This window comes from Chromatiaceae bacterium, from assembly GCA_024235395.1.
In the GTDB taxonomy this organism is placed as follows: domain Bacteria; phylum Pseudomonadota; class Gammaproteobacteria; order Chromatiales; family Chromatiaceae; genus Thiosocius.
Genome location: JACKMK010000003.1, coordinates 245,346 through 266,759, shown reverse-complemented (window position 1 = coordinate 266,759; position 21,414 = coordinate 245,346). Strand labels below are relative to the sequence as shown.

23 protein-coding genes and 2 riboswitches are annotated in these 21,414 nt (G+C 64.8%); of the genes, 15 read left to right on the top strand and 8 right to left on the bottom strand.

Features of this window, described 5'->3' with window-relative positions; all coding sequences use genetic code 11:
• Positions 1–8 precede the first annotated feature (8 nt).
• From H6955_14595 to H6955_14585, 3 genes are all read left to right on the top strand, one after another.
• A complete protein-coding gene (locus tag H6955_14595) occupies positions 9–1,181 on the top strand; it encodes a UbiH/UbiF/VisC/COQ6 family ubiquinone biosynthesis hydroxylase (GenBank protein ID MCP5314785.1) in 1,173 nt (390 codons plus the stop codon).
• Between the two features lie 139 nt (positions 1,182–1,320).
• The gene (locus tag H6955_14590) at positions 1,321–2,319 is read left to right on the top strand and encodes an extracellular solute-binding protein (GenBank protein MCP5314784.1); all 999 of its coding nucleotides are present in this window, start codon (positions 1,321–1,323) and stop codon (positions 2,317–2,319) included.
• Between the two features lie 29 nt (positions 2,320–2,348).
• Positions 2,349–4,010, top strand: a complete 1,662-nt coding sequence (locus H6955_14585; protein MCP5314783.1) for an iron ABC transporter permease — start codon at positions 2,349–2,351, stop codon at positions 4,008–4,010.
• A gap of 31 nt (positions 4,011–4,041) precedes the next feature.
• Here the strand turns inward: H6955_14585 and H6955_14580 are convergent, their stop codons facing one another.
• Positions 4,042–5,775, bottom strand: a complete 1,734-nt coding sequence (locus H6955_14580; protein MCP5314782.1) for a hypothetical protein — start codon at positions 5,773–5,775, stop codon at positions 4,042–4,044.
• Between the two features lie 130 nt (positions 5,776–5,905).
• Between H6955_14580 and H6955_14575 the strand changes: the two genes are divergently transcribed.
• Positions 5,906–7,153 carry a hypothetical protein gene (locus H6955_14575; protein ID MCP5314781.1) on the top strand — a complete coding sequence of 416 codons (1,248 nt, stop codon included), beginning with the start codon at positions 5,906–5,908 and terminating at the stop codon, positions 7,151–7,153.
• A 9-nt stretch (positions 7,154–7,162) separates the two neighbouring features.
• Here the strand turns inward: H6955_14575 and H6955_14570 are convergent, their stop codons facing one another.
• Positions 7,163–8,737 (bottom strand): hypothetical protein, encoded by a 1,575-nt coding sequence (locus tag H6955_14570; GenBank protein ID MCP5314780.1) that lies wholly within the window; start codon positions 8,735–8,737, stop codon positions 7,163–7,165.
• A gap of 69 nt (positions 8,738–8,806) precedes the next feature.
• Positions 8,807–8,911, top strand: a riboswitch (glycine riboswitch).
• 17 nt (positions 8,912–8,928) lie between these two features.
• A riboswitch (glycine riboswitch) is annotated at positions 8,929–9,030 on the top strand.
• A 63-nt stretch (positions 9,031–9,093) separates the two neighbouring features.
• Here H6955_14570 and gcvT point away from each other — a divergent pair.
• The 6 genes from gcvT (at position 9,094) to H6955_14540 (ending at position 14,496) form a co-directional block, all read left to right on the top strand.
• Positions 9,094–10,185 (top strand): glycine cleavage system aminomethyltransferase GcvT, encoded by a 1,092-nt coding sequence (gcvT, locus tag H6955_14565; GenBank protein ID MCP5314779.1) that lies wholly within the window; start codon positions 9,094–9,096, stop codon positions 10,183–10,185.
• A gap of 71 nt (positions 10,186–10,256) precedes the next feature.
• Positions 10,257–10,655, top strand: a complete 399-nt coding sequence (gene gcvH / locus H6955_14560; protein MCP5314778.1) for a glycine cleavage system protein GcvH — start codon at positions 10,257–10,259, stop codon at positions 10,653–10,655.
• Positions 10,656–10,698: 43 nt separating this feature from the next.
• Positions 10,699–12,099 (top strand): aminomethyl-transferring glycine dehydrogenase subunit GcvPA, encoded by a 1,401-nt coding sequence (gene gcvPA, locus H6955_14555; GenBank protein ID MCP5314777.1) that lies wholly within the window; start codon positions 10,699–10,701, stop codon positions 12,097–12,099.
• A gap of 58 nt (positions 12,100–12,157) precedes the next feature.
• Positions 12,158–12,658 (top strand): thiol peroxidase, encoded by a 501-nt coding sequence (tpx, locus tag H6955_14550; protein ID MCP5314776.1) that lies wholly within the window; start codon positions 12,158–12,160, stop codon positions 12,656–12,658.
• A gap of 1 nt (position 12,659) precedes the next feature.
• A complete protein-coding gene (gene gcvPB, locus H6955_14545; GenBank protein ID MCP5314775.1) occupies positions 12,660–14,114 on the top strand; it encodes an aminomethyl-transferring glycine dehydrogenase subunit GcvPB in 1,455 nt (484 codons plus the stop codon).
• A gap of 7 nt (positions 14,115–14,121) precedes the next feature.
• Entirely contained in the window at positions 14,122–14,496 is a 375-nt protein-coding gene (locus H6955_14540) for a diacylglycerol kinase (protein MCP5314774.1), read from the top strand.
• 52 nt (positions 14,497–14,548) lie between these two features.
• Here the strand turns inward: H6955_14540 and H6955_14535 are convergent, their stop codons facing one another.
• Complete coding sequence (locus H6955_14535; protein ID MCP5314773.1) at positions 14,549–14,863, bottom strand: SoxXA-binding protein; 315 nt, start codon at positions 14,861–14,863, stop codon at positions 14,549–14,551.
• 202 nt (positions 14,864–15,065) lie between these two features.
• Here H6955_14535 and H6955_14530 point away from each other — a divergent pair, with 202 nt between their 5' ends.
• The 5 genes from H6955_14530 to H6955_14510 are packed head-to-tail and all read left to right on the top strand — an operon-like array spanning position 15,066 to position 18,268.
• Positions 15,066–15,998: a carbohydrate kinase family protein gene (locus tag H6955_14530; protein MCP5314772.1), complete on the top strand. Its 933-nt coding sequence runs from the start codon at positions 15,066–15,068 to the stop codon at positions 15,996–15,998.
• Between the two features lie 51 nt (positions 15,999–16,049).
• Positions 16,050–17,291: a molybdopterin molybdotransferase MoeA gene (locus H6955_14525; GenBank protein MCP5314771.1), complete on the top strand. Its 1,242-nt coding sequence runs from the start codon at positions 16,050–16,052 to the stop codon at positions 17,289–17,291.
• Entirely contained in the window at positions 17,288–17,536 is a 249-nt protein-coding gene (locus H6955_14520; protein ID MCP5314770.1) for a MoaD/ThiS family protein, read from the top strand. The genes H6955_14525 and H6955_14520 overlap by 4 nt, the downstream gene beginning before the upstream one ends.
• A gap of 16 nt (positions 17,537–17,552) precedes the next feature.
• Complete coding sequence (moaE, locus tag H6955_14515; protein MCP5314769.1) at positions 17,553–18,023, top strand: molybdopterin synthase catalytic subunit MoaE; 471 nt, start codon at positions 17,553–17,555, stop codon at positions 18,021–18,023.
• Between the two features lie 56 nt (positions 18,024–18,079).
• The gene (locus H6955_14510) at positions 18,080–18,268 is read left to right on the top strand and encodes a hypothetical protein (GenBank protein ID MCP5314768.1); all 189 of its coding nucleotides are present in this window, start codon (positions 18,080–18,082) and stop codon (positions 18,266–18,268) included.
• Here the strand turns inward: H6955_14510 and H6955_14505 are convergent.
• The 5 genes from H6955_14505 to H6955_14485 form a co-directional block, all read right to left on the bottom strand.
• Positions 18,206–18,988 carry a DUF3379 family protein gene (locus tag H6955_14505; protein ID MCP5314767.1) on the bottom strand — a complete coding sequence of 261 codons (783 nt, stop codon included), beginning with the start codon at positions 18,986–18,988 and terminating at the stop codon, positions 18,206–18,208. The two genes, H6955_14510 and H6955_14505, sit on opposite strands and share 63 nt — an antisense overlap.
• On the bottom strand, positions 18,985–19,488 hold the full coding sequence (locus tag H6955_14500; GenBank protein ID MCP5314766.1) for a sigma-70 family RNA polymerase sigma factor: 504 nt from the start codon (positions 19,486–19,488) through the stop codon (positions 18,985–18,987). The genes H6955_14505 and H6955_14500 overlap by 4 nt, the downstream gene beginning before the upstream one ends.
• 81 nt (positions 19,489–19,569) lie before the next feature.
• Complete coding sequence (locus H6955_14495) at positions 19,570–20,091, bottom strand: DsrE family protein (protein ID MCP5314765.1); 522 nt, start codon at positions 20,089–20,091, stop codon at positions 19,570–19,572.
• A gap of 2 nt (positions 20,092–20,093) precedes the next feature.
• On the bottom strand, positions 20,094–20,828 hold the full coding sequence (locus H6955_14490; GenBank protein ID MCP5314764.1) for a hypothetical protein: 735 nt from the start codon (positions 20,826–20,828) through the stop codon (positions 20,094–20,096).
• Positions 20,825–21,388 (bottom strand): RNA polymerase sigma factor, encoded by a 564-nt coding sequence (locus H6955_14485; GenBank protein MCP5314763.1) that lies wholly within the window; start codon positions 21,386–21,388, stop codon positions 20,825–20,827. Before H6955_14485 ends, H6955_14490 begins: the two co-directional genes overlap by 4 nt.
• Positions 21,389–21,414 lie beyond the last annotated feature (26 nt).

Below are 21,414 nucleotides of genomic sequence, written 5' to 3'. Positions count from 1 at the left end.
GCGGCGGCATGGTCGGCGCTGCACTCGCGCTGGCGCTGGCGCAACGCGATTTCGGCGTCTGCCTGATCGAGGCGCGGCGTCCCGACCTCAGCTGGGATTCACAGACCTACGACCTCCGTGTCTCGGCGGTCACCCGCGCTTCCCAGCGATTGCTCGACAACCTCGGCGTCTGGACGTCGATCCGTGACGATCGATGCACCGCCTACGATGCGATGCAGGTCTGGGACCGGGCGGGGTTCGGCGAGATTCATTTCGATGCCGCCGACCTGGGTGAGCCCGACCTCGGGCACATCGTCGAGAATCGGGTGATCGTGCGTGCCCTGTGGCTCGCATTGGTCGATGCCGGGGTGGAGATCATTGCGCCGGGTCGCGTGCGCAGCGTTCATGTTGGAAGCGAAGCCAGCGAGATCGAGCTGCAAGACCGCACGCGCCTGCAGGCCGGACTGCTGGTCGGTGCAGACGGCGCACATTCTCAGATCCGCGAACTGGTCGGCATTGCGTCAAGGAGTGAGCCCTACGACCAACACGCGGTGGTTGCGACCGTGCGTGCCGAGTTCGGCAACCAGGCGACGGCGTGGCAGCGGTTCATGCGCGATGGGCCGCTAGCATTGTTGCCGATCGAGCGCGACCTGTTCTCGATCGTCTGGTCGACGATGCCCGATGAGGCGGCGCGATTGTGCACCGTCGACGAGACGGCGTTCGCTGTACAGTTGACCGAGGCCAGTGAAGCGCGTCTCGGCCGACTCGAGCTCGTCGGTGGCCGTGCGGCATTCCCTCTGCGTCTGCAGCATGCCGAGCAGTACGTGATGCCCGGCGTCGCGTTGGTCGGCGATGCCGCGCACGTGATCCACCCGTTGGCCGGTCAGGGTGTGAATCTCGGCTTTCTCGACGCCGGTTCCCTGGTCGATGCGTTGCAGGTCGGCCGTGCGCGCGGCCGCAGGCCGGGTACCCTGCGCGATCTGCGCGCCTACGAGCGCGGCCGCAAGGGGCACAACACCGCCACGCAGCTGGTTATGGATGGGTTCAAGCACCTGTTCGGAAGCGATGCCGGGATGCTCGCGCTGGCCCGCAATCTGGGGCTCGGTGTCGCCGGGCGCGTGCCGATACTGCGCCGGACCTTCGAACGGGTGGCGTTGGGATACGGACTCGAGCTGCCGTCATTGTGCCGGCCGGCCGGCTGACTGCCGTCGCGCGACCTGTCCGTCCCGTCACCGATTCCCGCCCCGCTGACGCGGGGTCGATAGCGATGCCGGTTGACAGGCGTCACAACATGAATAAAATCACGAATCATTCTCATTACAGAATGTATCGAGGTTCGTCATGCTGCGTCGTATGCTCCCACTGCTGTTGATCTCGTTGTCGGTCGCCTTGCCCGTTTCCGCGGCCGACGAGGTCGTCGTGTACTCGGCTCGCAATGAGCACCTGATCAAGCCGTTGTTCGATCGTTACACCGCGGAGACCGGTGTACCGATTCGCTTCATCACCGACAAGGAGGGACCGCTGCTGCAGCGTCTCAAGGCCGAGGGTGCGCGCACACCGGCCGACATGCTGATCACCGTCGACGCCGGCAACCTGTGGCATGCGGCTGAGACCGGCGTCTTGGCCGAGATCGATTCGCCGGTGCTCGACGCGAACGTGCCGTCCAATCTGCGCGATCCCAAGGGGCGCTGGTTCGGCCTGTCAGAGCGTGCACGCACCATCGTCTACAGCACCGAGCGGGTCCAGCCGGGGATGTTGAGCAGCTATGAGGACCTGGCCGACCCCAAGTGGAAAGGGAGGCTGTGTCTGCGCACATCGAAGAAGGTCTACAACCAGTCATTGGTCGCCACGCTGATCGCGCGCCTCGGTGAGCAGAATGCCGAGCAGATCGTGCGTGGCTGGGTCACCAATCTCGCGACCGCACCGTTTGCCAACGACACCAAGGCGATGCAGGCGGTCGCTGCCGGACAGTGCGATGTCACCGTGGTCAACACCTATTACTTCGGCCGACTGCAGAAGGAGAATCCGGACATCAAGCTGGCGATATTCTGGCCCAACCAGGACAGCAGTGGCGTGCACATCAATGTCTCTGGTGCCGGTGTGACCCGGCACGCAAAACACCCCGACGAGGCGCGGCGTCTACTGGAGTGGCTGTCATCCGAAGAGGCGCAGGCGGATTTCGCCGGGTTGAACATGGAGTACCCGGTCAATTCCAAGGTCGCAGTGGACCCCCTGGTCGCGTCATGGGGTAGCTTCAAGGCCGACGCGCTGCACGTGAATGAGGCCGGACGGCTGCAGGCGGATGCGATTCGGCTGATGGACCGCGCCGGATATCGCTGAGCGGTCGCGTTTCGCGACAAGACGATCGTATGGCTCACACCGCCTTGCCCAGTGACATCGACCGACGGGCGTCCGCCCGTTGGCGTGGCGCTCCCGATGCGCCGTGGCGTTGGGCGAGCCGCCTGCTTGCGGTGTCGGTGCTGGTGCCGCTGGCGGTGATACTCGGCTCCTGGCTGTATTTCGATCCGCAGATCTGGGTGCACCTCGGCGGCACCATCCTGCCGCAGTTGCTGGGCAACACCTTTCTTCTGTTGGTCGGGGTGGCCACCGGTACCTTGTTGCTCGGTGTTTCGCTCGCGTGGCTGACCGCGGCCTGCGAGTTTCCGGGTCGCCGGATCCTCGATTGGGCATTGATGATGCCGTTTGCACTGCCTGCCTACGTGCTGGCGTTCGTGTTCGTCGGGGTCATGGATTTCTCCGGGCCGGTCCAGTCCGGCCTGCGCGCCCTGTTCGGTCTCTCGCCGGCCTGGTCGTTCGAGGTACGCACCACCTTTGGCGTCGTCCTGGTGATGACGCTGGTGCTGTATCCCTATGTCTACATGCTCGCGCGTGTCTCTTTTCTGGGCCAGGGACAGAGTGCCTACGAGGCGGCCCGCAGTCTCGGGCTGGGGCCCTGGGGGGCATTCTTCCGGGTGTCGCTGCCGATGGCCCGCCCGGGGATCATCGCCGGTCTGAGCCTCGCGCTGATGGAGGCCCTGGCCGACTTCGGCGCCGTCGCGGTATTCAACTTCGATACCTTCACCACGGCGATCTACAAGGCCTGGTTCGGTTTCTTCGACCTGCAGAGCGCCGCCCAGCTTGCCTCGATCCTGCTGCTCATCGTGCTGGCCGCGCTGGTCGTAGAGCGTCGTTACCGATACCGCGCACGTTTCACCGACACCGCGCGCAGCGGGTCACATCGGCGCATCGTTCTACGCGGCGGTGCGGCCCTATCGGCCAGTGCGTTCGCCTGGGGCATCTTTCTCGTCGCGTTCGTCGCGCCGGTCGTGCGCCTGGTCAGCTGGGCCTGGGGCGCGCTGGACGACCTCGACCTGCGTTATCTGGACCTGTTCACGCATACCTTCTTCCTCGGTGCGATGGCGGGTGTACTGACAGTCTTTGCCGCGTTCGTGCTGGCCTATGCCAATCGTTACCACGCGGACACCAGCACCGCGCTCAGCGTGCGCATCGGTACCCTTGGGTATGCACTCCCGGGATCGGTGCTCGCGGTCGGCGTGATGCTGTCGCTGACCTGGTTCGACCACCGTGTCGCGGACGCGGTCGAGTGGCTGACCGGTGCCGAGACGGGCCTGATGTTGTCCGGGACGGTGCTTGCGCTGTTGATGGCCTATTTCGCCCGCTTCCTCGCTGTTGCCTATGGCCCGGTCGACAGCGGTCTCGAGCGCATCCGGCCGAGCATTCGGGACGCCGCACGCAGCCTCGGCGCCGGGCAATGGGAGACGGTGCGACGGGTGTACCTGCCGATGTTGCGTCCCGGGTTGCTGACTGCGGGTTTGTTGGTGCTGGTCGACGTGATGAAGGAGATGCCCGCAACCTTGTTGCTGCGGCCGTTCGGATGGGACACGCTCGCGGTGCGCATCTACGAACTGACCTCGGAAGGCGAATGGGAGCGGGCCGCACTGCCGGCGGTCGCGCTGCTGGCGGTCGGGCTGTTGCCGGTCATACTGCTGGTGCGTCGTTCCGCCCGCTGAGCGTGTCAGCCGTGCGCGGGCGATGGCGATCTCAGTCCGGTATGTCCAGATCGTAACGTTCGGCGAGATATTCCAGGGTCGCGATCAGGCCGAATTGCTCCGCCGACGCGATGGCATCGATCGTGAACAGCGAACGCATGATCGGAAAGGTGGCGTCGATCACCCGGGACAGATACCCGGCAGCCAGTGCACCGGAGCGCGGTTGCATCGTCCGATGTGTCAGGCGGAATGAGTACTTGCGCGCCAATGATGGTCGCTGCGTACTCAGCAGCGTCTTTGCGCGATACTTCCACGGGCGGGGCCCATCCAGCGCAAAACCGTAATCGCTGGGATAGGCGGCCAGGCGGGCATTGACGCGCGCGATCATGCGCCCCTGCAGGCGACCGAGATCCTTGTAACGAATCGGAATCTTGGACGTGTTCGAGATCGCCGCGTGTTCCAGGTAGGGAAAGAACATCGGCCCGAATCGCTGGTTTAGCTGGGCATCGCGGCCGGTCCAGAAGCGTCCGCGGAACTTCGGATACAGTTGTTCGACCTGCGATCGGTCGAGCGCGTCGGTATCCACGCCGATTGCCTCACGCATCGCCGCCTGCATGGCCGCGACGTAGCGCGATTCGTCGAAGCGTTCCGTGAAGGCCCGCGGGTCGTAACGCGAATAGAAGGTGTTGACGACGGCGGCGGTACTCGACGGCCGGTCCGGCATGTAGAAGAAGTTGCGGTAGATCTCGCCCAGCGAGCCGTTGAGTGGCACCTGTCCGGCGGCGTGCCGCTTGAGCCGGTCCAGCCTGTCTGCTCCGAAGTCGAACAATCCCGACTCGATCTTCCAGCCATCGAACGCGAACAGGTTGCTTTCCATCTCCTTGGGAAAGTCCTCCGGCGAAACCGCGGGTGCAGTGCTCTTGTCGATGTGTTCGAGTGGCAGGCTCTCGTTGCGTGCGATCAGGCGGGCGATCTCGACGTCTTCGTCGTTGGCGTGTCCGTACACGAACAGCGTCGGCCGGGCACCGTGTTTCATCAGCATCGCCAGCATCAGCCGCGAGTCGAAGCCGCCTGAAAACGACAGGCGAAGGCGTTCGTCGAACTGTCGTGCGATGGGCTCGAATACCCGGTCAAGCCGGTGCACGCAGGTGTCGGCGATTTGATCCAGCGGCACCTCGGGTCCGACAGGTTCATTGCCGATCGGGCTGGCGAGGTCGATCCGGTTCACCTCCCGGTAGACCACCAGCACGGCGTTCGCCGGCAAGGTGTTCACGTCTTCGAGCAAGGTCCTGCTGCCGAACACCGAGCCATTGATGACGTACTCGTAGCACGCCTGGGTGTCGAGCCTGTTCGACGGACGCATCTCCAGCATCGCCAGGAACGAGTTCGACCACAGCGTCCTGTCTCTGTTCACGTACATCTTGCTCGCGCCAAGCCCATCGCCGAACAGATACAGGCGCCCGGCCTTGCAGATGCAGACGGTATGGATGCCGACCATTCCTCCCCAGTCGTGACTGTCCACGCGAAAGTCGTTGAGCAGCCCGGGTAGGCAGGCCGGCGCGGCCTCACCGCGGTAGATCAATGTGCCGTGAACGATGATGAAGTCGCCGTTTGCGGCGAAGTAAGACGCGGGTTCCTCCCCACGGAGATCGGTGTACCAGCAGATGCGATAGGCGCCGACGGTCTCGCTGCGCCGGTTCTCTAGGTGATGCCTGTGCGCGTTGTGATTGAATGCGTCCAGCGTTTCCGGGGGGCTGTCGTGCTTGAAAAGGACGAAGAAACTCATGTCGCCGGTGGTCGAGCCAGTGGTCGCCGCATTATAGCCTGCCCTCTATGGCGCACCGCGTGCCCGTACGGACCAGCCCGGGGGTCGTCGATCTTTTGGGCCGGTCGATTGTTGCGTCATCGGCGGTATCATGCCGGGAATCTTCGGCCAATATTTACAGCACATGCTGCGTCGCCTGTTCGCCAACTACCTGGTCCTGACCGGTGTGCTTGCGCACATCGCGCTTGCCGGCGTGGTGCTGTTGTGGGTCTACGGCCAGGTCGATGAGTCCGGTGTCATCGACGAAGCGCGCCGCGCCGTGCTTGGGTCCCTGGACGGTGTACAGGTCACCGAACTGGCGCCCGGCGAACCGGGCGCGGTAAATCCTGCGCTGTTGGAGCTGCCGGCCGGCGTCTGGCACAAGCTCAATTCGACCGGCGCGTTCGAGCGCCAGGCGCACGGGGGCGCCGCGTTCGATTCGCTGCGTGGCAGGATCACGCTGTTCGGCAGCGATACGCACCGCCGGAACTGGGACAACAGCGTACGTTTCTTCGATGTCTCGGCGCTACGCTGGTCGCAGTCCTACCCGGCCGACGATCCCTCGACCTATCGCGTCAACGCAGACGGCCTGGCAGTCGCCGGCGACGGCGGCAACGAGCATCCCTGGGCGATGCACACCTTCGATGCGGTCGAATACGACCCGCTCATGGATCGTCTGATCGTCGCGAGCTACCCGGCACATATGAAACCCGACAAGCCGTGGGGCTTCGACAAGGCGTTCTGGCGGCAGATCAAGCGTCACCCGACCTGGTTCTACTATATTGGCGAGGACCGTTGGGAACCGATGGCCGGGAAGGCGGTGCTGTTGTTCCCCTACGCCGCAGCGTTCGACCCGCGGCGCAACGAGATGATCGGAGTGACCGAGAACACCTTTTATGCGCTGAGCGGACTGCCGCCCCGCTGGCAGGCGATCGGCAAGGGACCACCCAACGCCTGGCATACCTCAGCCACCTTTGACAGTGACCTCGATGCGGTCGTCATGTACGGCACCAACCGGCGTGCGAACACGGTCTGGCAGTACCGGCGTGGAGAAGAGCGGGCGCGCAAGATGCCCACCCCGGGGGATCGTCCACCGGGCGGCGAATCGGTACCGCTCGTCTACCACCCGGGCCTGCAGAAGGTGGTCGCGCTGGTCGTCAACCGCCGCACCAAGCGCACCGAGACGTGGTTGTACGCGACCGCTGCGGACGCATGGACGCGAGTAGGCGCCGCCGATCTACCCTTCGATATCGGTATGAACTACGACATGGCCTACGATCAGCGCCACGACCTGTTGTGGCTGGTGGCGAATCTGCCGGGTGATCCGGTCGCGGTGTGGGCGCTGCGACTCCAGCGCTGAGTGGCCGTATCAGAGCGTCGGCAGACACAGCGGCCCGGCGCCGTACTCGATAGGTCCGATGTCGGTCGGGGCGTGGCGGGGGTTCCCGCAGAAGTCGAGTTCCCTGCGCGGATCGTTGTTGCCCTGGTCGATGACCCGTTCGACCGCGGTAACCCTCAGGTCGCCGGACAGCGGCGCCTGGTAATAGTCGGCGCTGCTGCAGCCACCGAACACGCGCGCAAACCAGCTGCATGACCGGGCACCGAGGTTGTTGTCCGCGGAGTGGTGGCCGCCATCACGGTCGGCGATGCGGCCGTCCAGGATATTGTTGTGAATCGACGCGGTACTGGTTGCAAAACGCACATCGATACCGGTCGTGCCGATCAACGCGTTGTTGTAGATCTGTGTCCGTGCGGCCTTGTTGAGGTAGATGCCTACGTCCAGCGGGCAGCGTGCAATGATGTTGTTGCGCATGATGCCGGCGGTGTGTTCCGTTCGGTTGCTGCGTTGGCGGCTGATGTTCGCGCCGGATCCGCCGCCGCCGAACGACAAGCCGACACGCACGCCGCCCTCCGGAGGCAGCCTCCAGTGGCACACGACGAGGTTGCGTTCGAATACACCGTCGCTCGAGTTGGATTTCATGAATGCCGCGTAGCTGATGCGGTTGCTCTGGCCCTTGGCGAAATCCGCGATGAAGTTGGCGCTCACCACCCACCCGTTGCCGGCGTTGATATTCAGCAGGGTGACCGGATTGCCGGTCTTGCGCACACGGGTGTTGTAGACATTGTTGTTGTGCACCAGGCCAAAATCGGGGAAGCGGTCACCTTCGGCGTCGAACAGGCCGTTGACCTTGAGCGGGGCATTGAAATCGACCAGCTCATTGTTGCGCAGCACCGTGCCGACGGCGTCCCCGACCACATGGAACGCGTGCTCGCAGCGTGAGTCATTCCCACAGGCGCCGTGGATACTGAGATTCTCAAACACCCAGTAGGGGCGGTCGACGTAGAAACCCTCGAGGGTGTCCAGTTCGATCCGCACGTCACCCGGGTGTTCGGCGCGCACCACGATCGGCCGGCCGGGCAGGCCGGCGCTGCCGAGGCCGATGGCCCGCCGCCTGACGTGGTAGGTTCCCGGGGCGAGCGTGATGATCTGGCCCGGTTTTGCCCGCTTCAGCGCGTTGAGCAGGCCCTTGGCGTCACGCACGGGCACCAGTTCGTCATCCGGTCCCAGCAGGAACGGACCCTGTGCGGCCTGCTGCGGGATACCCAACTCGTCGTACGGCACGCGCATGAAGCCCTCGGCCTGCGGACCTTGTGCCGGCCATTCGTCCGGTCCGGGGAAATCGGGCAGGGTGACGGTCCGCTTGGCCGCGCGGCTGGCCGGCTGCAGGCCGGTCACACGGATTGTCGCGTCGATCAACGCCGTCGCGGTGGGATGGCTGTCCCCGAAACGCTGTTTCGCCTTGTGCAGCAGATCGCCGAGGCCGTAATCCGGAAACAGCAGCATCCAGGCGAGCAGTACCGCCGCGGCGGCAGCATGCGCCGCCAGGCCGGACAGAAGCAGATAGGTTCGCAGGCCGCGGCTGCCGGGGTGCGTGAATGCCATAAGGTTCCAGGGGCCGCCGGGATTGAGTTGGCAAGCCGGGCATCACTATATATAGTCGCCAATCCAATCCCAAGTCCTGCGGGAGAGGCTGCCGTCGATCTGGATCGGATCCGGCAGGGCCGAAGGCGCAAATCCCGCCCGGAATCGCTCAGGCAAAAGGACCGCAGGACCGAAACCCGCAGGGGTGGTTTCGGATTGGCTCTGGAGAGCGGCACCCGCAGACGGTGCCCACCGACGGGGCAGGGGGCGCGCGGCGCCCGCAAACTCTCAGGTATCTGGACAGAGGGGCGGTATGGTCTTCGCGGCAGCGGATGCCATACCGCCCCTTTGTTTTGTCGCAACAACCGGAGTCGGTGATGGACAAGAAGACGGTACTCAACGAGATCCACCGCGAAATGGGTGCGCGCATGGTGCCGTTCGGCGGCTGGGACATGCCGGTGCATTACGGTTCGCAGATCGAGGAGCACCACGCGGTGCGTCAGGATGCCGGGATGTTCGATGTGTGCCACATGACGGTGGTCGACCTGCGCGGTGCAGGCGTGCGGTCCTTCCTGAGTCGGCTGCTGGCAAACGATGTCGGCAAGCTGCAGTCACCCGGCAGGGCGTTGTACTCGTGCATGCTCCGTCCAGACGGCGGCGTGATCGACGATCTGATCGTCTACTTTCTAACTGAAGACTGGTTCCGTCTGGTGGTGAATGCCGCGACCACGGACAAGGACCTCGCCTGGATCACCGAGCAGGCCACCGGCTTCGATGTGGAGGTCGAGGCGCGCTTCGACCTCGGCATGATCGCGGTGCAGGGGCCGAATGCGCCTGCCAAGGCGCAGGCGTTGTTGCCCGAGGGCCTCGGCGCTGCGGCGATGGGCCTGAAGCCGTTCAACGCGGTGTACCAGGATGCATGGTTCGTCGGCAGGACCGGCTACACGGGAGAGGACGGATTCGAGATCATGCTGCCTGAGGGTCAGGTTGCGGATCTCTGGCGCGCCTTGGCGGGCGCGGGTGTGCGTCCATGTGGACTGGGTGCGCGCGACACGCTGCGCCTAGAGGCCGGGATGAACCTGTACGGCAACGACATGGACGAGCAGCATTCGCCGCTGGTATCCGGCCTCGGTTGGACCGTGGCGTTCGATCCGCCCGGGCGCGATTTCATCGGGCGTGCGGCGCTGGAGCGGCAGAAGCACGCCGGCGACCTGCCCCGGTTCATCGGTCTGGTGCTCGAGGGTAAGGGTGTGTTGCGCGACCATCAGAAGCTGCGCGACGGGGATCGCGAAGTCGGTGAGATCACCTCCGGCGGATTTTCCCCCACGCTGCAGCGGTCGATCGCGATGGCGCGCGTCGCGCGCGACGCGGGTGACGACCTGAGCGTCGACATCCGCGGCAGATTGCTCCCGGTGCGACGCGTGAAGATGCCGTTCGCACGCAACGGCAAGGCCTGTATCGAATTGTGAGGGTGCACCCGGTGTGCATTCTGTGAGGCCGCCTGAGGGCGGTGATTGGATGAAACCCGAGGGGGAGCATCATGAGTAACGAAGTCCCGACCGATCTCAAGTACACCAAGTCGCACGAATGGGTGCGCATGGACGACGAAGGCATCGCCACCGTCGGCATCACCGACCATGCGCAGGAATTGCTCGGCGATCTGGTGTTCGTCGAATTGCCCGAGGTGGGTAGCGAACTGGGAGCTGGCGCGGAGTGCGCGGTGGTCGAGTCGGTCAAGGCGGCGTCGGATGTGTACAGCCCGTTGACCGGCGAGGTCGTCGAGGTCAATGAGGTGCTCGCCGAGGCGCCGGAGACCATCAACCAGGACGCCTACGAAGATGGCTGGATCTTTCGTATGCGGATCGCCGATCCCGCTGAACTGGAGGCGATGATGGATGCCGACAGCTACGCGGAGCACGCCGAGAGCGACGAACACTGAGGACGCAGTCCCGTCCTTCCCCGAAAAATCACGGATCCCTGTCATGCCGTTTATTCCCCACACCGAAGACGATGTCCGGCGCATGCTCGACGCGATAGGCGTCGACAGCATCGACCAGTTGTTCGACGAGATCCCGGAAGACCTGCGTGCCGGGGCGCTGCGATATGTTCCGGAAGGGCTTTCCGAGATGGAGGTCAGTGCACTGATGCACACCCGCGCCCGCACCGACGGCCAGCCTGCGTGTTTCATCGGTGCCGGTGCCTACGATCATCATATCCCCGCAGCGGTCTGGCAGATTGCCACACGCGGCGAGTTCTACAGCGCTTACACCCCTTATCAGGCGGAGGCCAGCCAGGGTACCTTGCAGCTGTTGTACGAATTCCAGTCGATGATGACCAGTCTGATGGCGATGGACGTCTCGAATGCATCGTTGTACGACGGTGCATCCGCATTGGCAGAGGCGGTGCTGATGGCGGTGCGGGTGAACCGGAAGTCGAAGTCGCACCGCATATTGATGCCCCGCACCCTGCCGCCGGTGTATCGGAAGACGGTGCACACTATCGTGCGCAATCAACAGATCGAGTTGGTCGAGGTCGGGTTTGATCCGGTCACCGGAACGACCGACATGGCGGCGTTGACGGCACACGCCGGCGAGGATTTCGCTGCGCTGGTGATCCCCCAGCCGAATTTTTTTGGCGCGCTGGAGGATGTCGATGCATTGACCAATTTCGCGCACGCGAACGGGATCTTGGCGGTTGGGGTCGTGAACCCACTGGCAATGGCCGTACTCAAGCCACCGGGAGAATGGGGTGACGATGGTGTGGATATCGCCTGTGGCGAAGGTCAGCCGCTCGGCGTACCGTTGTCATCCGGCGGCCCCTACTTCGGTTTCATGTGCTGCAAGCAGGCGATGGTGCGGCAGATGCCGGGGAGGATCATCGGCAAGACCGTCGACCTGGAGGGTAAAGAGGGCTTTACGCTGACGTTGCAGGCACGCGAACAGCATATCCGGCGTTCCAAGGCGACCTCGAACATCTGCACCAACCAGGGATTGCTGGTCACCGCGGCGACCATTCACATGGCGCTGCTGGGTGGCGAGGGGTTGGCGCGGGTCGCGGCGGCCTGCCATGCCAACACCCTTGCGTTGCGCGAGCGGCTGCTGGCGATCGATGGCGTGGAGCCGGTATTCGAGGGTCCGGTGTTTCACGAAACCGTGCTGCGTCTCGCCGCCCCGGTGGCCGAGGTGTTGCGATCGCTCGCTGCGCACAATGTACTCGGCGGCTATCCGCTCGCCGACGACTACCCGGAGCTCGGCAGTGCGCTGCTGGTCTGCGCGACCGAGACGCGCACCGCGGCGGATATCGATGAGTACGTGGCCAAGCTCACCCGCGTGATGGCGGCCCGCACCCAGGCCAAGTGTCCGGTGGAACCAAAATTCAACTGAACCGACTTCGGTGCACCGCATATGCGCGGTGCATCCACGAATCAACAGGAGAACACGAATGGCACAGGTAACCTTGCATGGCTCCCCGTTCAACACCAACGGTGATCTGCCGGCGGTCGGTAGCACCGCACCGGACTTCAAGTTGGTCGATGCGGCACTGAATGACGTCAGCCTGGCCGATTTCGCAGGTAAGAAGAAACTGATCAGCATCGTGCCGAGCCTGGACACGCCGACCTGCGCGACCTCGACCAAGGTGTTCAACCAGCGTCTCGGCAGCCGTAGCGACGTGGTGGTGCTGGTCGTGTCGGCCGATCTGCCGTTTGCGCAGGGCCGCTTCTGCCAGGCCGAGGGCACCGCGGACGTCAAGACCCTGTCGATGATGCGCTCGCGCAATTTCGCCAAGGACTACGGCATTCTGCTGGTGGACGGGCCCCTGGCCGGCATCACCGCGCGCGGCGCACTGGTGCTGGATGCCGACAACAAGGTGGTCTATGCGCAACTGGTCGGCGAGATCGGCGACGAGCCGGACTACGACGCCGCGATTGCCGCGCTCGGCTGACATGCTGATCCACGAACAGTCACGTCCCGGGCGGCGTGCCTATGCACAGGCGCCCAAGGACAAGCCGGAACTGGAAGGCATCCCCGAAACGCTGCGTCGCAGTGCCGTCCCGGCGCTGCCCGAGGTGTCGGAGATGCAGACCGTGCGCCACTACACGCGCCTGTCGCAGAAGAACTTCTCGATCGACACCCAGTTCTATCCGCTCGGATCGTGCACGATGAAGTACAACCCGCGTGCGTGCAATTCACTGGCGATGCTGCCCGGCCTGCTGGCACGCCACCCGCACGCGCCGGATTCGCACAGCCAGGGTTTCCTTGCGTGCATGCACGAACTGCAGGAGATCCTGAAAGACGTCACCGGGATGAAGGCGGTGTCTCTGTCGCCCGCCGCGGGTGCGCAGGGCGAGTTCGCCGGCGTCGCGATGATTCGCGCCTATCACGAGGCGCGCGGCGACAGTGCGCGCAGCGAGATCATAGTGCCGGATGCCGCTCACGGTACCAACCCGGCGACGGCGGTGATGTGCGGTTACAAGGTGCGTGAGATCCCAACGCTCGACGACGGCGATGTCGATCTGCAGGCACTCGGTGCCGCGTTGGGGCCACAGACCGCCGGCATCATGCTGACCAATCCGTCCACGCTCGGGGTGTTCGAGCGGCGGATCACCGAGATCGCGCGGATGGTGCATGCGGCGGGCGGCCTGCTGTACTACGACGGTGCCAACCTGAACGCGATTCTCGGCAAGGTGCGTCCGGGCGACATGGGATTCGACGTGATCCATATGAACCTGCACAAGACGTTCTCCACGCCGCATGGTGGCGGCGGACCGGGTGCCGGACCGGTCGGGGTCAGCGAGCGCCTGGTGCCGTATCTGCCGGTACCGATGGTCGGGTTCGACGGCCATGACTACCACTGGCTGACCGAGCGGGACTGTCCGCAGAGTATCGGCCGGCTGTCGGCGTTTGCCGGCAATGCCGGGGTGTTGCTGCGCGCCTACGTGTATGCGCGCATGCTCGGACGGGAGGGGATGGCCAGGGTCGCGGAGTACGCGACCTTGAACGCGAACTACCTGGCCAAGCGACTCAGCGACGCCGGTTTTGAACTGGCCTATCCGGAGCGCCGCGCAACGCACGAGTTCATCGTCACGTTGAGACGTCAGGCCAAGGAGCTGGATATCAGCGCGATGGACTTCGCAAAACGGCTGCTCGACCTCGGCTACCACGCACCCACCACGTACTTTCCGCTACTGGTCCCGGAATGCCTGCTGATCGAGCCCACCGAGACCGAGGCGCCGGACGCGCTGGATGGTTTCGTCGACGCCATGGTGCGCATCCAGACGGAAGCGGAGAACAGTCCGGAAGTCGTCAAGTCCGCGCCACACACGCTACCCGTGCGGCGGCTCGACGACGTGCGCGCAGCGCGTGAGCTGGACCTGCGGTGGCAGCCTGCGGGAACCTGATTGCGCCGTGTCGGCGTTTAACACGACCAGCGGCCTGGTCCGGATCGTCCGGGCATTCCGCTATTCGTTACAGGGACTCGGGGCCTGCTATCGGCACGAAGCGGCGTTCCGCCAGGAGGTGCTGGCGGCGTTGTTGATCGTCCCGCTCGGTCTGTGGTTGGGCCGCGATGGCGGCGAACGTGCGTTGTTGGTCGGCAGCTGGTGTCTGGTGATGGTCGTAGAGTTGCTCAATTCGGCGGTCGAGGCGACTGTCGATCGGTTCGGCCCTGATCATCACGAACTGTCGGGGCGTGCCAAGGACATCGGTTCGGCCGCGGTGTTGTTGACGATCGTGCTCGCTGCCGTGGTCTGGCTGCTGGTGTTGCTGCCCGACCATCCCTAGACAAAAAACCCCGCTGTATGAAGCGGGGTTTGCTTGCTCTTTGGCGAAACGCTCAGTTGTACAGGTACTTCGGGTTGCCGGTCCCGGTCTGTCCGAGCGCCTGCTCCTTGCCGAGCTTGCCCTGTGCCTCGGCCTTGTTCGCCAACTCGATCGCGCTGCCGAAGTTTCCGGCGGCAATCGCGTCTTCGGCCTGTTTGATGATCTTGCCGGTGTCGCGCCACTCGCCGCCGACCGCGTTGGCCTCTTGCTGCGCAGCCTTGGCCGCAGCGATGGCCGCTTCGGCACCCGCCTTGTCCGCTGCGAAGGCGGTTCCCGCCAGCGCCAGGGCACCGATCAGCGCGCCCAACATCATGCTTTTCTTCGACATGGGGTTCCTCCACCTCTCTATTTCGTTTTGTCTATCCGGCGGACCCGTGGGTGGTCCGCGACCGGCCTGCCGGGTAGCGGCTTGGCCAGATGAAGCCTGCATACGGTACCATCTCGGCGGATCCGGTGCACCAGGCGCCGCTGCCCATTTACCCCTCCCGATCCAGGGGCGTTTTCAGCAATAAACATAAGGTTTTCCATCGATGTCAGCACTGATCTGCGGTTCGATCGCATTCGACACCATCATGGTGTTTCAGGACCAGTTCAAGAATCACATCCTTCCCGACCAGGTCCATATCCTAAATGTGTCGTTTCTGGTCCCGGAGATGCGCCGCAACTTCGGCGGCTGCGCTGGCAACATCGCGTTCAATCTGCAGATGCTCGGTGGTGACGGGCTGCCAATGGGGACCGTGGGCAGCGATTTCGCACCCTATGCCGAGTGGTTGGATCGCCACGCCATCCGACGCGACGGGCTGCGGGAGGTCGCCGACAGCTACACCGCACAGGCCTACATCACCACCGACCAGGACGACAACCAGATCACGGCATTTCACCCCGGGGCGATGAACTTCGCGCATCAAAACCGGGTGACCGACATCGACGGGATCACCCTGGGCATGGTCTCCCCCGACGGCCGGCAGGGGATGATCGAACACGCCACGCAATTCGCCGAGGCCGGGATTCCGTTCGTGTTCGACCCGGGCCAGGGGATGCCGATGTTCGATGCGGACGATCTCAACCGGTTCGTGGCGCAGGCCACCTGGCTGGCGTTCAACGACTACGAAGCCAAGCTGATGCAGGAGCGCACCGGTCGCTCGCCACAGCAGCTGGCGCGCGAGGTTTCGGCTGTGATCGTGACGCGTGGCGGAAAGGGTTCCACGATCTACGCCGAAGGGCGCGAGATCGAGGTGCCGTCCGCCCCGGTGGACCGTCTGCTCGACCCGACCGGCTGTGGCGATGCCTATCGCGGCGGCCTGCTGTACGGGCTGCAGAACGATCTCGACTGGGAGATCACAGGTCGTATCGCTTCGCTGATGGGCGCGATCAAGATCGAGCATCCCGGGACCCAGAACCATGCGTTCGAACGCGCGGATTTCGATGCGCGTTTCCGCGAGGCCTTCGGGTTCTCGCTGTAGAAACCGCGTTCGAATGGCACGCAAGACTCACCGCTGACCGGGAGAGGTCGTATGACGCAGACGAGTTGCACACCGACTTTGGATGAGCTGTTGGGCTACGAGGCGGCCGTCGAGCGGCTGGTCGCTGCCGCGAAGCCCGTGGCACGCACGCAGGTCGTCGGCCTGCGCGAGGCGTTGGGCAGGGTGCTCGCCGAACCGGTGATCAGCTCGTTCGACGTCCCGGGGTGGGATTACAGCGCAATGGACGGCTACGCGGTGCGGACCGCGGAGTGTGCCGTACCCGGTGACGGATTGCGTGTCTCGCAGCGCATCCCTGCCGGCACGGTGCCGCCGCCACTCGAACAGGGCAGTGCGGCGCGCATCTTTACCGGGGCGCCGATTCCGGCGGGTGCCGACGCGGTGGTGATGCAAGAGGTCTGCACGGCGCAGGGCGACAGCGTGCGCGTCGAGGTACCCGTCGCGCCCGGCGAAAACATTCGGCGGCGTGGCGAAGATGTACGCGCCGGTGCCGAGTTGATCCCGGCGGGAACACGTCTGCAGCCGCAGCATATCGGTCTGGCGGCATCGCTGGGCGTGGCCGAACTCAGCGTGGTGCAGGGCCCCCGGGTGGCGCTGTTCGCCAGTGGCGACGAGTTGGTGATGCCGGGTGATCCCCTGCCTCCCGGCAAGATCTACAACTCCAACCTGTTCACCGCGAGCGGCTTGTTGCGGGCGCTGGGGTGCGAGGTGATCGAGCTGGGGATCGTCGAGGACAGCCTCGCCGCGACTCAGGCCGCGTTGGCCGCCGGCGCGGCGCAGGCCGATCTGGTGCTGGCCTCGGGGGGTGTGTCGGTGGGAGAGGAGGATCATGTCAAGCCCGCGGTCGAGGCCCTCGGTAGCCTGGACATGTGGCGGATCGCCATCCGTCCCGGCAAGCCGGTCGCGTTCGGTCACGTCGACGGCACCCCGTTCATCGGTTCGCCGGGCAATCCGGTGTCGATGTTCGTCACCTTCCTGCTGTTCGTACGGCCCTTCCTGCTGCGCATGCAGGGACGATCGGACTGGCAGCTGCAACCGCTGCGTGCGGTCGCCGATTTCGAATGGCCGAAGCCGGACAAGCGCCGCGAGTTCCAACGCGCGCGCCTGGCACACGACGCCGACGGCGTGCCGCGCGTGACCGTCCATCCGAGTCGCTCGTCGGGAGTGCTGAGTTCGGTCACCTGGGCCAACGGTCTGGTTGTGATCCCCGAAGGGCGTAAACTGCAGCGCGGTGATACGGTCGCTTTTCTACCCTTCTGCGAGTTGCTGACATGATTCGGGTTTTGTATTTCGCGAGCCTGCGCGAACGTCTTGGGCAGGGTGTCGAGACGCTGTCCGATCACCCGGCGGATATTGCCGGCCTGCGCGCGGAGCTGGCCGCGCGCGGGGGCGTCTGGAGCGAGGTGTTCGCCACCGACCAGCGCGTGCTCGCGGCCGTCAACCAGGAGATGGCGGATGCCGGCCAGCGCCTGCGCGATGGCGACGAGGTGGGGTTCTTTCCGCCGGTCACCGGCGGTTGAGCGATCTGGAGGCGACATGGGCATCGATATCGAGATACGCGTGCAGGAAGGTCCGTTGGATGCGCTCGCCGAGATCCCGCCGGTGTATCACGGGCGAACGACGGTCGGTGGCGTGGTCAGCTTCATCGGTCTGATGCGGGATTTCAACCAGGGCGACAAGGTGCTCAGCATGACCCTGGAGCACTACCCCGGGATGACCGAAAAGGCGCTGGCCGCGATCGTCGACGAGGCCGCAAAACGTTGGGACCTGGAGGCCGTGAGGGTGGTCCACAGGGTCGGCGAGATCCACCCCCAGGACGCGATCGTCTTGGTCAGTGTCGCCAGTGCGCACCGCGGCGAGGCGTTTCGTGCCTGCGAATATGTCATCGACTATCTGAAGACCCGCGCGCCGTTCTGGAAGCGCGAGCAGACGGCGGATGGAGATTCGCGATGGGTCGACGCCAGGGCCAGCGATGAGCACGCGGCAGCCGGCTGGAAGCGCCGTTAGGCATCGCTGCCGGGGTTTGACCGCATAGCATTCGAGCAGCCGGACCGGAGTAGTAGATGGCCTGGATCACCCGCAAGAAGGTCTGCCGCACCTGTGGCGGTACCGATATGACCCGCTACCCGCGCAGTTTCTGGATGCGCCTGTTCAAGGGCAGCCAGTTGATGCGCTGTCGCCAGTGCCGCTCAACCATCCTCCTGCTGCGCACCGTCGACAGTGGCGATCAGGGGCCCGCTGACGGCGCTTGAGGCGAGTCCCGGGTCCGGCCACCGCACCGCACTCGCGAGACGCTGGCCGAGGCCGTCGAGGGGTTCACCGAGTTCGCCCACCACCGCGATACTGCCCCAGTGGGTCGGCAGGACCTGCCCGACGAAACGTGTCGATTCCACCTGAATGATGTCGTCGGTCATCTCGCCCGGCATGAAGAATACCGTCACCGGACCCATCTGGCCGGGCAGTACCAGATGTACGCCGTTGCGGTGGCGCATCAGGCACTCGGCGGCGAAATTGACCTGACCGATATCGCCGGCCAACTCGGCACCGAAGCGCTGGAATACCCACTTGACCCGCTCGCGCGAAACCGCGTGCGCGGTACGCAGATGGCTGGCCTCGTCATCGATGTGATTGAGCACCGCCTGGGCCAGGCTCTCATCGCTCCGCTGTACGGCGGTGGTCCACAGGGATGCCATGCTCGCACCGATCAGCAGCAGCACGCTGGCCGCCGCCGCGTACCACCAGCGACTGTTGGCGGCATTGCGTCGTTCAAGGCGCGCCGCGAGCCGGATGCGGTCGTCCAACCCGGCGGGAGGCGTCGGCTCGAGCAGCACGCTGCGCAGTGCGGCCTCCTGGGCGCGCACCTCACGGGCGAATGACGCGCACCCCGCACAGTTGTCCTCGTGATCCAGCAGCACGCTGTCGTGGGTCGTCGGGTCGGCCATCAGCTGGCGACGGAAGTCCAGGCAGTTCATTGGCTTGCCTCCACGTTGGCCGGTTCGCCGAGGCGCTCGCGCAGGGCCTTTCTGGCGCGGAACAGGCGCGTCAGCACGGTGTTGGTGTTCAGCCCCAGCATGCTGCCGATCTCGTTGCAGCTGAAGCCACCAATCACCTGCAACAGCAGCGGGTCGCGGTAATCGGGATCCAGGCGCGCCAGCGCCCGGCGCATTGCAAATGCCTCGGTACTGGTGTCGTAACCTTGCACCGCCACCTCGGGAAGAGTGAATGGATCGCGGAATTCCGGTCGCTGGCGTTCGTACAGCCGCGCGTGCTCGTTGCGCAATATCGTGTAGAACCAGGCGCGCACCGCACGCTGGTCGCGCAGATCCGCCTGCGAGCGCCAGCCTCGCAGCAGGGTCTCCTGTACCAGGTCCTCGGCGGTGTCCGGGTTGTGGCACAGGCCCATTGCATAGCGAAACAATTCCGGGGCCAGCGCACCGACCAGGGTGTCGAATTCTGAACGTAGCTTTGCCATCACCCGAGTAGACCGTACGGCGACGCGGAATATTTCGCGACCGTGGTCGGCTGGTGCGCCGCCGCCGTCGGACCCAGAGGCTCAGGGCTTGATGTACACGTAGCCGCGCGACTGCAGGGTGGCGAGCCGCATCAAGCCACTGCGCACGATGTCCCCGGGATCGACCCTGTAGAGGTGACGGTCCGGGTCGATTGCGTGGCGGCGCAGCGTGTTTCCGCAGACCTCGAAGCGTACGCCCTGGGCGCGCAGGCGGTCGATATGTGCACGCATCTCCGGAACAGCATTCCCATAGCGCAGACCGCTGACCTTCGATTTCGCCTCTGGCAGGAGCAGCAACGAGACGCCTTCACCGTGCACCACCGCACGCAGGTCCCAGTCGCCCGGGCCGAGCGCGTTGATCAGGTTCTGCAGGCTGCGCAATGCCGCAGACTGCCGTTCCGGTTCGCCCTCGCTGATGTGGTAGACGATGCGCTGCGGGGTGCTTACCGGTGCTGCCGTGGCAGCACCGGGGCACGCCGTCAGGCCAACCAAGCCTGCAAACAGCAATGTCCAGCCGATATTCACCCTTGCTTCGCGCAAGCTGCGACGGCGTTCGATGGTCATCGTCATACCCGGATGTACGACCAGCCCTCGCGCTGCCGTTTGACGACATGACTGACTCCGGAGTCGATGACCTCCGCATCCGGTACCAGCTGTACCTCGATTCCCTGTTCCACCCGCAGCCGGTCGATCGTGTTCTTGCATGCGACGAACGTCAGATTCGAGAACTTCTGCGCCAATTCGTGTACACGTTCCTGGTGCTGCGACAGGCGCTGTCGCAAAAGATTCAGGCCGTCGCTGTGGCTGACCACCTCGACGCGCAGCGCGCGCCCGTCGTGCTGATAGGCGAGTAGCATCTGCTCGACCTCGTCGAGCAATTCACCCGCGACCAGCTGGTCGGCACTGGTGAGGTGAAACACGATGCGGGTCTCTTCGTTGACGGCGACAGCGGGCGCCTGGCCGCGACCATCCGGGTCGAGCACCGCGAAACGCTCCACCGCATCCGGGGCGGCCGGCAGGCGATCGTGCAGCAACCAGCCGCTGATGGTGCCAACACACAGCAAGGCGAGCGCCGCGGCTACCGCCGGCCAGCCCATTGGCGTCTTGGCGGCCACGCGTCGGCGCGGTGTCGGTGGATGGGCGTAGGCGAGCCGCAGCTGGGCCTTCAACTGGCCGAGTTCGCATGCCTGGCGGGCCAGCTCGGGATCAGCGCGTAGCGCATCCAACAGTTCGGCCTGCTGGTCGGCGCTCAATTCACCATCGACAAACGCGTTCAACTCCAGTTCATCGGTGCCTCTCATTGCGGCCTCCTCAGCGGTACTACGTCGGCACGTCCTACGCCCTGCTGTTCCAAGATCTCGCGAAGACGGGCGCGCGCCCGCGACAGTCGACTCATCACCGTGCCGACCGGGACGCCGAGAATTCCCGCGGTATCCGCGTAACTGAACTCCGCGACGTCGACCAGGGTCAGCACCTGGCGCTGCTCGTCCTTCAGTTGCTCGATCGCTGCGCGTGTACGCTCGATCAGCTGGTGGCGGTCGGCCGCGTGCTCAGGGCTGTCCTCGCCGGCCAGGGTGTCCGCCTCCAGACCGGTGTCGGGTGAAACCCGGCGAAACTGGTCGCGGTAGAGGTTGGCCAGGATCTGCGTCAACCAGACCGAAAGACGGGCTTCGTCGCGCAGCCGGTCGCTGGCGGCCAACGCCCTGGTCAGGGTCTCCTGGACAAGGTCGTCCGCGAGGTAGCGGTCGTGGCACCAGGCCCAGGCGATCCTGTACAGACGCTCGCGCTCGGCGCAGATCTGGCGTCGCAGTCTGCGCCGACGACCGAAACCGCCGAACAGGGTGCCTTGGTGCTCGCTCATGTGCCGATAGACGCGGTCATCGTGGG

Excerpts from the sequence above, each read along its gene's own strand:
- H6955_14595 (MCP5314785.1), top strand. The coding sequence starts at position 9 with ATGGTCGGCGCTGCACTCGCGCTGGCGCTGGCGCAACGCGATTTCGGC.
- H6955_14590 (MCP5314784.1), top strand. The coding sequence starts at position 1,321 with ATGCTGCGTCGTATGCTCCCACTGCTGTTGATCTCGTTGTCGGTCGCC.
- H6955_14585 (MCP5314783.1), top strand. The coding sequence starts at position 2,349 with ATGGCTCACACCGCCTTGCCCAGTGACATCGACCGACGGGCGTCCGCC.
- H6955_14580 (MCP5314782.1), bottom strand. The coding sequence starts at position 5,775 with ATGAGTTTCTTCGTCCTTTTCAAGCACGACAGCCCCCCGGAAACGCTG.
- H6955_14575 (MCP5314781.1), top strand. The coding sequence starts at position 5,906 with ATGCCGGGAATCTTCGGCCAATATTTACAGCACATGCTGCGTCGCCTG.
- H6955_14570 (MCP5314780.1), bottom strand. The coding sequence starts at position 8,737 with ATGGCATTCACGCACCCCGGCAGCCGCGGCCTGCGAACCTATCTGCTT.
- gcvT (MCP5314779.1), top strand. The coding sequence starts at position 9,094 with ATGGACAAGAAGACGGTACTCAACGAGATCCACCGCGAAATGGGTGCG.
- gcvH (MCP5314778.1), top strand. The coding sequence starts at position 10,257 with ATGAGTAACGAAGTCCCGACCGATCTCAAGTACACCAAGTCGCACGAA.
- gcvPA (MCP5314777.1), top strand. The coding sequence starts at position 10,699 with ATGCCGTTTATTCCCCACACCGAAGACGATGTCCGGCGCATGCTCGAC.
- tpx (MCP5314776.1), top strand. The coding sequence starts at position 12,158 with ATGGCACAGGTAACCTTGCATGGCTCCCCGTTCAACACCAACGGTGAT.
- gcvPB (MCP5314775.1), top strand. The coding sequence starts at position 12,660 with ATGCTGATCCACGAACAGTCACGTCCCGGGCGGCGTGCCTATGCACAG.
- H6955_14535 (MCP5314773.1), bottom strand. The coding sequence starts at position 14,863 with ATGTCGAAGAAAAGCATGATGTTGGGCGCGCTGATCGGTGCCCTGGCG.
- H6955_14530 (MCP5314772.1), top strand. The coding sequence starts at position 15,066 with ATGTCAGCACTGATCTGCGGTTCGATCGCATTCGACACCATCATGGTG.
- H6955_14525 (MCP5314771.1), top strand. The coding sequence starts at position 16,050 with ATGACGCAGACGAGTTGCACACCGACTTTGGATGAGCTGTTGGGCTAC.
- H6955_14520 (MCP5314770.1), top strand. The coding sequence starts at position 17,288 with ATGATTCGGGTTTTGTATTTCGCGAGCCTGCGCGAACGTCTTGGGCAG.
- moaE (MCP5314769.1), top strand. The coding sequence starts at position 17,553 with ATGGGCATCGATATCGAGATACGCGTGCAGGAAGGTCCGTTGGATGCG.
- H6955_14510 (MCP5314768.1), top strand. The coding sequence starts at position 18,080 with ATGGCCTGGATCACCCGCAAGAAGGTCTGCCGCACCTGTGGCGGTACC.
- H6955_14505 (MCP5314767.1), bottom strand. The coding sequence starts at position 18,988 with ATGAACTGCCTGGACTTCCGTCGCCAGCTGATGGCCGACCCGACGACC.
- H6955_14500 (MCP5314766.1), bottom strand. The coding sequence starts at position 19,488 with ATGGCAAAGCTACGTTCAGAATTCGACACCCTGGTCGGTGCGCTGGCC.
- H6955_14495 (MCP5314765.1), bottom strand. The coding sequence starts at position 20,091 with ATGACCATCGAACGCCGTCGCAGCTTGCGCGAAGCAAGGGTGAATATC.
- H6955_14490 (MCP5314764.1), bottom strand. The coding sequence starts at position 20,828 with ATGAGAGGCACCGATGAACTGGAGTTGAACGCGTTTGTCGATGGTGAA.
- H6955_14485 (MCP5314763.1), bottom strand. The coding sequence starts at position 21,388 with ATGAGCGAGCACCAAGGCACCCTGTTCGGCGGTTTCGGTCGTCGGCGC.